Origin of the sequence: Caballeronia sp. LP006 (assembly GCF_031450995.1) — a bacterium.
GTDB lineage: Bacteria > Pseudomonadota > Gammaproteobacteria > Burkholderiales > Burkholderiaceae > Caballeronia.
In genome coordinates, this window is the sequence record NZ_JARTVW010000004.1 from 982232 (window position 1) to 994233 (window position 12002).

At 62.9% G+C, this 12002-nt stretch carries 4 protein-coding genes; all 4 read left to right on the top strand.

The features are described from left to right. Window positions 1-334 precede the first annotated feature (334 nt). The 4 genes from P9250_RS14605 (at window position 335) to glgX (ending at window position 11935) form a co-directional block, all read left to right on the top strand. Window positions 335-3727, top strand: a complete 3393-nt coding sequence (locus tag P9250_RS14605) for a maltotransferase domain-containing protein (protein ID WP_244829151.1) — start codon at window positions 335-337, stop codon at window positions 3725-3727. Window positions 3728-3799: 72 nt separating this feature from the next. Then, on the top strand, window positions 3800-7201 hold the full coding sequence (gene treS, locus P9250_RS14610; protein ID WP_250466499.1) for a maltose alpha-D-glucosyltransferase: 3402 nt from the start codon (window positions 3800-3802) through the stop codon (window positions 7199-7201). Beyond that, window positions 7194-9431 (top strand): 1,4-alpha-glucan branching protein GlgB, encoded by a 2238-nt coding sequence (glgB, locus tag P9250_RS14615; protein WP_310393699.1) that lies wholly within the window; start codon window positions 7194-7196, stop codon window positions 9429-9431. The genes treS and glgB overlap by 8 nt, the downstream gene beginning before the upstream one ends. Window positions 9432-9709: 278 nt before the next feature. After that, window positions 9710-11935: a glycogen debranching protein GlgX gene (gene glgX / locus P9250_RS14620; protein WP_310393701.1), complete on the top strand. Its 2226-nt coding sequence runs from the start codon at window positions 9710-9712 to the stop codon at window positions 11933-11935. Window positions 11936-12002 lie beyond the last annotated feature (67 nt).

Consider the following 12002-nt stretch of genomic DNA (forward strand, 5'->3'; position numbering starts at 1 on the left):
CGTCGTCACGTCAGACGCAATGGCATTCGGGGCGCGGCACGCTACGTGCTCCAACCCCCCATGCGAAGCCCCGAAGGAAACTCTTGGGGGGCCGTGGCGCCCACCGGCGAGATGCACTCTCGCGCCGGTGCCTCGCGATACGCGACGCGGGCCAGTGTCGATACCGGCGGTACTGTGTTATCCATGTGTCGATACGTCTTGGCCCGTGACGCGTGCACAAACGACACGCCCCGTGATATATGGACCGACGCGTTGCCAGTTTGGCCCGTGAGCGTGATCGCGATTCAAAGCCCGCATCCCCGCCACCGCAGGACGACTCTGGAAAAGACGAACGATGGAAAACCATCAAGCTCATCATGCGTATGCGCCTCGTATCTACTTCATCGATCCCCTTCTCGTCGGCCCCTTGCCGAACTGGCCAGCTCAGTTCGAGCACGCAGCGGCGCTGGGCTTCGATCACGTCCTGATCGGCTCGCCGTTCGCGCCCGGAAGCAACGGGCATCGCGAGGCAGTTGCCGATCATCATCAACTTCACGCTGTTTTTGAATCCGACGCGAGCGCGGCGGACGGCCTGCGCCAGCTCGCCGATATCGCCACGAAGCACAAGCTGACCTTGCTCGTCGATATCGTGATCGACCGCGTCAGTGCCGAAGGCGGTCTTTATCAGGACAACAAGCATTGGTTCGAGCCGTTCGAGAGCGCGGATGCGCGGCTCGATCCGCGTCGCGCGCCCAGTCAGCGCGATGTCGCGCAGGCAAGGTTCGGCGATGGCGAGGCGGCGCATCATCTGACCGAGTGGTGGGCGAAGGAATTGTGTCTGCTCGCGGACGCGGGCGTTGGCGGCTTTCGCTTCGACTCGCCGCATGCGGTGCCCGCGCACGTGTGGCGGCGTCTGGGCGCGGCAGTGCGCGAGAAACATCCGCAAACCCGTTGGCTCGCATGGACGGTCGGCCTCACGCGTCACGATCTGCATGGACTGAGCGACGCCGGCTTCGACGCGGTCTTCGCCTCCACGCGCTGGTGGGACTATCGCAGCGCGTGGCTCACGGACGAACATGCGGCGCTCGCGCGCATTGCATCGCCGATCACGTTTCCGGAAGAGCCGTACGGCGCGCGTCTCATCAGCGAATTGAGCGATACCAGCGATACCGCGCTCGTCGAACGCGCCTATAACCGCTCGCTATTCACCGCTACCGCGCTCGGCACCGGTCTGCTCGTGCCGATGGGCTTCGAATACGGTGTGCCCTTGCCGATGTCGCCGCAATACGGCGTCGCGGCGGAATATCAGCGCGCGAAAAGCGAAGCGCGCTTCGACCTGTCGAGTCAGGTCAAGCGCGCGAACGCATTGCAGCGCGATACCGGCACGCTCGAAAGCGTCGGCGAATTGCGCGCGCTGACCGGCGCGGGCACGCCCTACGCCGCGTTGATTCGCTCCGACAGCGCGGACTTGCGCCGCAGCGATTCGGCGATTCTCGCGATCTTCAATCCCGATCTCGTCGCGCCGGTGCATGTCGATACCCTGCATCTGCTCGAATCGGTGCCGGGCAATTACACGCGTTTCGCGCCGCTCGACGACGCCAAGGCGAAGCCCGAACGTCTCTTGCCGTTCACCCTGAAAGCGGGCGATGTACGCTTGTTCCGCGCCGAAGCCGAGCCTTTCATCCTGCTCGCGCAGCCGCAGGTCAAGCGAGGCGCGAAGAGCGCCGATAAAAAGTCGGTGGCCGAAGCGATCTCCGCGCCGCGGGTGTCTATCGAAAGCGTCACGCCTTCGGTCGATAACGGGCGCTTTCCGGCAAAGCGTATCGTGGGCGAAGCCGTGCAGATTCAGGCCGCGATCTTCGCCGAAGGTCACGACAAGATCGCCGCCGCCGTGCAATGGCGTGCCGCCGACGAAACCGAATGGCACGAAGCGCCGATGACCGCCGTGCTCCCGCTTGGCAACGACTTGTGGACCACGCGCATTCCGCTCGAACGCGTGGGCCGTCACGAATTCGTCGTGATGGCATGGCGCGACGATTTCGCCTCGCTCACCGACCACATGTCGAAGAAGCTGAAGGCCGGGCAAACCGTCGAACTCGAACTAGAGGAAGTGCGGCATCTGTTCGCGCTGATCCTCGCCGAAGTGAAGACGGTCGAGGAGTCGGATAGCGCGCCGCTGGAGAAGATCGTCAAGGAGTTCGCCAAGGCCGATGCCGCGCGCAAGCTCGAACTCGCGCTCGCGCCCGCAACCGCCAAGGCCATCGCGGCGGCGCGCCACCGGCCGTTCCTGTCGCGCGACCCGGTGGTGTATCGCATCGACTCGGAGCGCGCGGCGGCCCGCTTCGCAAGTTGGTACGAGATTTTCCCGCGTTCGATGAGCGACGACGTGAATCGTCACGGCACGTTCATCGACGTGATCGGCAAGATGCCGCGCATCCGCGAGATGGGTTTCGACGTGCTCTATTTTCCGCCGATTCATCCTATTGGGATTGCCAACCGCAAGGGCAAGAACAATTCGCTGACCGCCGAGCCGGGCGATGTCGGCAGCCCTTACGCCATCGGCGGCAAGGAAGGCGGACACACGGCGGTGCATCCGGAACTGGGCAATCTCGACGACTTCAAGCGCATGCTCGACGCCGCGCATGAACACGGCCTCGAGATCGCGCTCGACTTCGCCGTGCAATGCTCGCCGGATCACCCGTGGCTGAAGGAGCATCCGACGTGGTTCGCATGGCGTCCGGACGGCACGCTGCGTTATGCGGAGAATCCGCCTAAGAAGTATCAGGACATCGTGAATCCGGACTTTTATGCGCAGGACGCCAAGCCCGATCTTTGGCTTGGGCTGCGCGACGTGTTCCTGCACTGGATTGCGGCGGGCGTGCGCATTTTCCGGATCGATAACCCGCATACCAAGCCGTTCCCATTCTGGGAATGGGTGATCGGCGACGTGCGTGCGCGTCACCCCGACGTGATCTTCCTCGCCGAAGCCTTCACGCGTCCGCGCGTGATGAACCGTCTGGCGAAGCTCGGCTTCTCGCAGTCGTACACGTACTTCACGTGGCGCGAGTCGAAGCGCGATTTCATCGAGTACATGCACGATCTCACGCAGACCGATGCAAAGGAATTTTTCCGGCCGAATTTCTTCGTCAACACGCCGGACATCAACCCACGCTTCTTGCAGAGCTCGGGACGTCCGGGCTTCGTGATCCGCGCGGCGCTGGCGGCAACGCTCTCCGGGCTCTGGGGCGTGTATAGCGGCTTCGAACTGTGCGAGGCAGCCGCGCTGCCGAACAGCGAGGAATATCTCGACTCCGAGAAGTATCAGCTGCGCGCGTGGGACTGGAACCGGCCCGGCAATATCGTCACCGAAGTGACGGCGCTTAATCGCATCCGCCGCGCGAATCCAGCGTTGCAGACGCATCTCGGCGTGAACTTTCTGCCCGCGCATAACGACAAGATCCTGTTCTTCGAAAAGGCGAACGAGTCGCGCGACAACGTGGTGCTCGTCGCGATCAACCTCGATCCGTTCAACGAACAGGGCGCGGATATCGAACTGCCGTGGCAGACGCTCGAACGCTGGGGCGTCAACGAATGGGATGCGATCGCCGTGGAGGATCAGGTCACGGGCGATCGGTTCGAATGGCGCGGACGGCGCCAGCATGTGCGGCTCAACCCGCATTCGCTGCCGTTCGCGATCTGGCGCATTTCGCCGACCTGGGGACTGCCCAAGCCGCAACCGAACGAATAAAGATGCACTCATCCGGCGGCCTACGAGACGCCGCGAACCAAAAACAAGGGCGGCAGCAAGCCCGCAAAGCGCATGGAGCAAACCGTGGATACAAGGGTGAAGCGCAACAAGACTTCGCAAGTAAGCGACGATCCGCTCTGGTACAAGGACGCGATCATTTATCAGGTTCACATCAAGTCGTTCTTCGATGCGAACAACGACGGCATCGGCGATTTTCCCGGCCTGCTCGCAAAGCTCGATTACATCGCGGAACTTGGCGTCGATGCAATCTGGCTGCTGCCGTTCTATCCGTCGCCACGCCGCGACGATGGCTATGACATCGCCGACTATCGCAACGTGCATCCGGACTACGGCACGCTTGGCGATGTCCGCCGCTTCATTCAGGAAGCGCACGCGCGCGGCATTCGCGTGATCACCGAACTCGTCATCAATCACACTTCGGACCAGCATCCTTGGTTTCAGCGCGCGCGTCGTGCGAAGCCGGGATCGAACCATCGCAACTACTACGTCTGGTCCGATACGGACAAGAAGTACGAAGAGACGCGCATCATCTTCATCGACTCGGAGCCGTCCAACTGGACGCACGATCCAGTCGCGGGTCAGTACTACTGGCACCGCTTCTATTCGCACCAGCCCGATCTGAACTTCGACAACCCGGCGGTCATCAAGGAAGTGCTGAGCGTGATGCGCTTCTGGCTGGACATGGGCATCGACGGGTTGCGGCTGGACGCGGTGCCGTATCTCGTCGAACGCGAGGGCACCAACAACGAGAATCTGCCCGAGACGCACCAGATCCTTAAGAAGATTCGCGCGACCATCGACGCGGAGTACCCGAACCGCATGCTGCTCGCGGAAGCGAACCAGTGGCCGGAAGACGTGAAGGAATACTTCGGCGATGAAGACGAATGCCACATGGCGTTCCACTTCCCGCTGATGCCGCGCATCTATATGTCGATTGCGAGCGAAGACCGCTTCCCGATCACCGACATCATGCGGCAGACGCCGGACCTGGGCGTGACGAACCAGTGGGCGATCTTTCTGCGCAACCACGACGAACTCACGCTCGAAATGGTCACGGACTCCGAGCGCGACTACTTGTGGAACACGTATGCAAGCGACCGCCGCGCGCGTCTGAACCTCGGCATTCGACGCCGGCTCGCGCCGCTGATGGAGCGCGACCGCCGCCGTATCGAGCTGATCAATTCGCTGCTGTTGTCGATGCCGGGCACACCCGTGATCTATTACGGCGACGAACTCGGCATGGGCGACAACATCCACCTCGGCGACCGCGATGGCGTGCGTACGCCGATGCAATGGTCGTCCGACCGCAACGGCGGGTTCTCGCGCGCCGACCCAGAACAACTTGTGCTGCCGCCGGTGATGGGTTCGCTGTATGGCTACGACGCGGTGAACGTGGAATCGCAAAGCCGCGATCCGCATTCGCTTTTGAACTGGACGCGCAAGATGCTGGCCGTGCGCCGCTCGAAGCACGCGTTCGGCCGCGGCACGATCCGCTTTTTGCGGCCGAATAATCGCAAGATCCTGGCGTATCTGCGCGAGCTCGAAGGCGAGCCGCCGATTCTCTGCGTGGCCAATCTGTCGCGCGCGCCGCAAGCGGTGGAACTGGATCTGTCGGAATTCGCCGGCTCCGTGCCGCTGGAAATGACGGCGGACTCGCCGTTCCCGGCCATCGGTCAGTTGACGTATCTGCTGACTTTCCCGCCCTACGGCTTCCTGTGGTTCCAGCTTTGCCCGGGCAACATGCGTCCGGCCTGGTCGCAAGCGCCTTCGGAGCAACTGCCCGAATTCGTCACGATGGTGATTCGCGCCGGTCAAACCGGTCCGACGCCGGAAAATGTGCGTCTGCTCGAATCGGAAGTGCTGCCTTCGTATTTGAGCAAGCGCCGCTGGTTTGCGTCGAAGGATCAGAAGCTGCATGCGGTTCGTCTCGCCGCGCTCACGACGATCGAAGGCGCGGGCTTTGCGTTCACGGAAATCGAAGCCGATGTCGGCGATCACACCGAGCGCTACGTGCTGCCGCTTTCCATTGCGTGGGGCACGGAAACGACCTCGCCGCTTTATATGCAACTCGCGCTGGCGCGGGCGCGGCGCAATCGCGTGATCGGACATATCACCGATGCCTTCGCTGTGCCGAACTTCACCTACGGCATATTGCGCAAACTGAAGGAACGCGCGGTCGTGCCGACGGTGCAGAAAAGCGAGATCCGCTTCATTCCGACCGAACGGCTCGATGCACTCGACTTCAACCCGGTCGAGCCGCCGGAAATCCGCTGGCTCGCCGCCGAGCAGAGCAATAGCTCGCTCGTGATCGGCGACACGGTGGTGCTGAAGCTGGTGCGGCGCGTGGTTGGCGGCATTCACCCGGAAGCGGAGATGAGCCGTTATCTGACCAAGCTCGGCTACGCGAACACCGGCCCGCTGTATGGCGAAGTGGTGCGTGTCGATCCGCAAGGCGTGCCGCACACGCTCGTCATTCTGCAAGGCTTCATCGACAATCAGGGCGATGCGTGGAACTATGCGCTCGACTATCTGCGCCGCACGGTGGATGAACTCGCAGTCACGTTCGACTCCGAAGAGCACACGCCCGAGCGCGACGCGCAGGAGCAAGGCTTTATCGGCTACGGCAACATTGCGGGCATCATCGGCAAGCGGCTCGGCGAACTGCATGTGGCGCTTGCCTCGCCGACCGACGACGAAGCGTTCGCACCGCGCCGCGCCACGCCGGAAGACGTCCAGGGCTGGCTGAAAGGCACGTTGCAACTGCTCGAAACGGCGCTCGATATCCTCGCGCAGAAGATCGGCGATTTCAGCGAGCACGACCGCTTCCTCGCGCAGAGTCTGCTCGATCGCCGTGACCTGCTGGTGGATGCAGTGAAGAAGCTCGTCTCGGACAATGCCGATGCGTTGTGCATCCGCATTCACGGTGACTTCCATCTGGGTCAGGTGCTGATGGCTCAGGGCGATGCGTATCTCATCGACTTCGAAGGCGAGCCCGCGCGTCCGCTCGAGGAACGCCGCAACAAGACGAGCCCGCTGCGCGATGTCGCCGGTCTCTTGCGCTCGCTTTCGTATGCGAGCGCCGCCGCGCAACCGACGACGGAAAATGCGCCCGCGCAAACCGCCGACCGCAAGCGCGCGCTGTTCGAGCGACTGCGCGCGTTCGCCGAGGAAAGCTTCTTGCGCGAGTACGTGGCAGCAATTGCGGAATCGCCCGAGCCGATCGCCGGCGAAAGCGTCTTCCCGGCCCTGCTCGATCTCTTCCTGATCGAAAAGGCCGCCTACGAAATCCGCTACGAAGCAGCGAACCGGCCGACCTGGATCGGCCTTCCGTTGCGGGGCCTCGCGTCGCTCGCGAGCCGCCTGCTTGGCGACACGGGCGTTCCGCCCGCGCCCGGCACGCGACCCGTGTTCAACGCCACCAAGGACAATCCGGATGGAACCCACCATGAATAATCGTAGCGATCCAGGAGCGGATACCCGAAACCCGGCGCACGGCCTCAGTCCGCTCGACATCGACGCCATCGTCGAGGCGCGCCATCCCGATTCGTTCTCGGTCCTCGGCATGCATCAGACCGACCTCGGGCATGTGGTGCGTGTGTTCCTGCCGAACGCGGCGGGCGCAAATGTCGTCGATGCCGCGAGCGGCGAAGTGCTCGGCCATCTCGCGCGCATTCACGATTCAGGTCTGTTCGCGGGCTTCGTGGAGCGGCCGGCGGCGTATCGTCTGCAAATCGACTGGCATGGCACGCCGCAGGAAACGCACGATACGTATTCCTTCGGCCCCGTTCTCTCCGAAGACTGGCTCAACCGCCTTTCGGCCGCCGACCCTTACGCGGTGCTCGAATGCATGGGCTCGCGTCCGGTCACGCATGGCGGCGTGGCGGGCGCGCGCTTCGCGGTCTGGGCGCCGAATGCACGGCGTGTCTCGGTGGTCGGCGACTTCAACACGTGGGACGGCCGCCGTCATCCAATGCGCCTGCGTCACAACGCGGGTGTGTGGGAACTGTTCGTGCCGGGCATCGGCGCGGGCACGCGCTACAAGTACGAGATCGTCACGCGCGACGGCCATACGCTGCCGCTGAAAGCTGACCCGTGCGCGATGCAGAGCGAGAAGCCGCCATCGACGGCATCGGTGGTGGCGGACGCGGATGCCATCGACCATTACGCATGGACCGACGCCGAATGGATGGAGACTCGCGGGAGCCGTCAGACGGCGCAATCGCCGATCACCATTTACGAAGCGCACGCCGAGTCGTGGCTGCGCGTGCCCGAAGATGCGAATCGCGGCATGAACTGGCACGAGCTTGCCGAGCGCCTGATTCCGTACGCGAAGGGCATGGGCTTCACGCACCTCGAATTCATGCCGATTGCCGAGCATCCGTTCGGCGGATCGTGGGGTTATCAGCCGCTTGGCCAGTTTGCGCCGTCCGCGCGCTTCGGCACGCCGGAGCAGTTCGCGGAGTTTGTGAATCGCGCGCACGAGGCGGGGCTGGGCGTGATCATCGACTGGGTGCCGGCGCATTTTCCGAACGACGCGCACGGCCTCGTGCAGTTCGACGGCACGCCGCTTTACGAGCACGCCGATCCGCGCGAGGGCTTTCACCAAGACTGGAACACGATGATCTACAACCTCGGCCGCAACGAGGTGAGCGCGTTCCTGCTCGCGTCGGGGCTTGCGTGGTTGAAGCGCTATCACGTCGATGGCTTGCGGGTCGATGCCGTGGCGTCGATGCTGTATCGCGACTATTCGCGCAAGGCAGGCGAATGGGTGCCGAACATGTACGGCGGGCGCGAGAATCTCGAATCGATCCAGTTCTTGAAGCGTCTGAACCATGAAGTGCGGTATATCCCGAACACGCCGGGCGCGATCACGATCGCCGAGGAATCGACGGCCTGGCCGGGCGTGACGGCAAGCGTCGAGAGCGGCGGTCTCGGGTTCGACTTCAAGTGGAACATGGGCTGGATGCACGACTCCCTGCACTACATGGAGGAAGATTCGGTGTATCGGCAGTATCACCATCACCTCTATACGTTCGGGATGGTCTATGCGTACTCCGAGCGCTTCGTGCTGCCTCTTTCGCACGATGAAGTGGTGCATGGCAAGGGGTCGCTCATCGGCAAGATGCCGGGCGATCTCTGGCAGAAGTTCGCGAATTTGCGCGCTTACTTCGGCTTCATGTGGACGCATCCGGGCAAGAAGCTGCTGTTCATGGGCGGCGAGTTCGGGCAGTTTGCCGAGTTCAACCACGACGCGACGCCGCATTGGCACTTGCTCGACGATCCCTATCACGGCGGCGTGCAAAAACTCGTGCGCGATTTGAACCTGCTGTATGTCGGCGAAGCGGCGCTGCATAAGCTGGATTGCGATCCGCGCGGCTTCGAGTGGATCGTCGGCGACGACAGCGGCAATAGCGTGTTTGCCTATCGGCGGACGGATGCCGAAGGGCGCGAACTCGTGGTCGTCTGCAATATGACGCCCGTGCCGCGCCAGGGGTATCGCATCGGCTTGCCGCGTGGCGGGCGATGGAGCGAGGTGCTCAATTCCGACGCCGGGATTTATGGCGGGTCCAATATGGGCAATGGCGGGGTCATTCATGCGGATGATTACCCTTCGCACGGAAAGGAGCAGTCAGCCGCGTTGACGTTGCCACCTTTGGCTACCATTGTTTTGCGGGCCGATTGACGGTTCTTTCCGGGCGTTGCGGAAGGAGGCGCGCTGGTTTGTTCGTGTCTTCTTCCGCCTAGGCGTTTATGGGGCCTTGCTGGCGGTTTCTTTTTTCTTGAGCGTTCGGGAAAGTCGAGCCGCTGGCTTGCGTTTTTGTTCGGTAACCGTCTCCCCGGCGGCTACTGAGAACGCTGCAAGCTAACGGCTCAATTTCAACGACTCATCAGCACGGGCAAGAAACAACCCTTCAGAGAACCAGAACCCACCAGCCCGGCAAGGGCAAAAACCCCGACCAAATGGCAAACGCACTCCCCGAAAAACTTCTCCCCGGCGCATCCTACCCGCTGGGAGCAAACTGGGACGGCTTGGGCGTCAACTTCGCGGTGTTCTCATCGAATGCGCACCGCATCGAGGTGTGTCTCTTCGACAGCACGGGCCGCAAGGAACTGATGCGCTTCGATCTGCCCGAATGCACCGACGAAGTGTGGCACGGCTATCTGCCCGGCGCGCATCCGGGCACGGTGTACGGCTTTCGCGCTCATGGCCCCTATCAGCCGCAACATGGTCATCGCTTCAATCCGCACAAGCTGCTGCTCGATCCTTACGCGAAGAAACTCGTTGGCCCGTGGCGATGGTCCGACGCGCTCTTCGGCTATCGCGTGCATTCCAATCGCCTCGACATGTCGATGGATCGCCGCGACTCCGCTCCGGCGATGCCCAAATGCATCGTCACCGACGACGCCTTCGACTGGTCGCGCGACAATCGCCCGAACACGCCGTGGGGCGAAACCATCATCTATGAAACGCACGTGCGCGGCGCCTCGATGCTGCGCGACGATATCCGTCAGCACGAACGCGGTTCATTCGCCGCGCTCTCGTCGCCGTGGTTCATCGAGCATCTGCAAAAGCTCGGCATCACCGCCGTTGAATTCCTACCCGTGCACGCGTTTCTCAACGACCGCTTTCTCGTCGAACGCGGTCTCAAAAACTACTGGGGCTACAACACGGCGGCGTTCTTCGCGCCCGAGCCTTCGTATCTTTCGACGCATCGGCTGAACGAGATGCGTATCGCCGTGCGGCAACTGCATGCGGCGGGCATCGAAGTGATTCTCGACGTGGTCTACAACCACACCTGCGAAGGCAGCGAACTGGGGCCCACGGTGTCATGGCGCGGGCTCGACAATGCAAGCTACTACCGTCTGATTCCCGGCGACGAGCGGCATTACATCAACGAAACCGGTTGCGGCAATACCGTGAACCTGTCGCATCCGCGTGTCCTGCAAATGGTCATGGACTCGCTGCGCTACTGGTGCACGGCGTTCAATATCGACGGCTTCCGTTTCGATCTCGGCGTGACGCTGGGCCGCGAAGGGCACGGTTTCGATCCCGGCTCGGGCTTCTTCGACGCCATTCGCCAGGACCCGATTCTCTCGACGCGCAAGCTCATTTCCGAGCCGTGGGACATTGGGCCGGACGGCTACCAGGTCGGCAATCATCCGCCCGGTTTCGCGGAGTGGAACGACAAGTACCGCGACGGCGTGCGGCGCTTCTGGCGCGGCGATTCGGGCATGCGCCCCGACCTCGCCGCGCGGCTCACCGGCTCGGCCGAGCTTTTCAACCGGCGCTTCCGGAAGCCGTGGGCTTCGGTGAATTTCGTGGCATCGCACGATGGCTTCACGCTCGCCGACGTCACCGCTTATTCGGAAAAGCACAACGAGATGAATCAGGAGGGAAACCGCGACGGGCACAATGAAAACTGCAGCGCGAACTGGGGCGTGGAAGGCCCGAGCGACGATCCCGCGATCCGCACCGTTCGCAATCGCCTCGCGCGCTCGATGATCGCGACCACGCTTCTGTCGCTCGGCACGCCGATGCTGCTGGGCGGCGACGAATTCCTGCGCACGCAGAACGGCAACAACAACGCTTATTGCCAGGACAACGACATTTCCTGGACCGACTGGGCCGCGGCGCATAGTCCCGAAGGCCGCGAGATGACGGAGTTCGTCGCAAGCGTCGCCGCGCTGCGCAAAAAGTACCCGGTTCTGCGGGAAACGCGCTTTCTCTACGGCGACCGCGAAGTGCTGCCCGGTCTTTACGATGTGAGCTGGTTCGACGAACGCGGCGTCGCGCTCGCCATCGAGGCATGGCAGGACCCTGAGGGCCGCGCGCTGACCTTGCGCCGGGCGGGGCCGGGACTCGACGGCGAGATCGACGTGATCCTGCTCCTCATCAATGGCTCGGGGCAGAACCTCGTCTTCACGCCGCCTCCGCCTCACTTGGAATGGAACGTGCTCCTGGATAGCGCTGAGCCCGACGCCATCCAGCGGCCGCTCGTCGGCAGCGAACTGGAGGTCGCGGCGCACAGTATCGTCGTGCTGCTCGCGCAACCGACCGGCGACGCCGACTGGCAGGCGGTCTGGATGGCGGGCGCACATCAGGGTCCGCGTCTTCTGACCGCGCTGCCTCCCGATCCGGGCACCATTCCGGCAAATCGACCGCCGGGCATCGATTCGGCTCAATGAGGCGATTCACCACGGCTCGCGCGGCGCACAGAAAAGTGGCATATCCCGCAGTACACCAGGCTCGAAA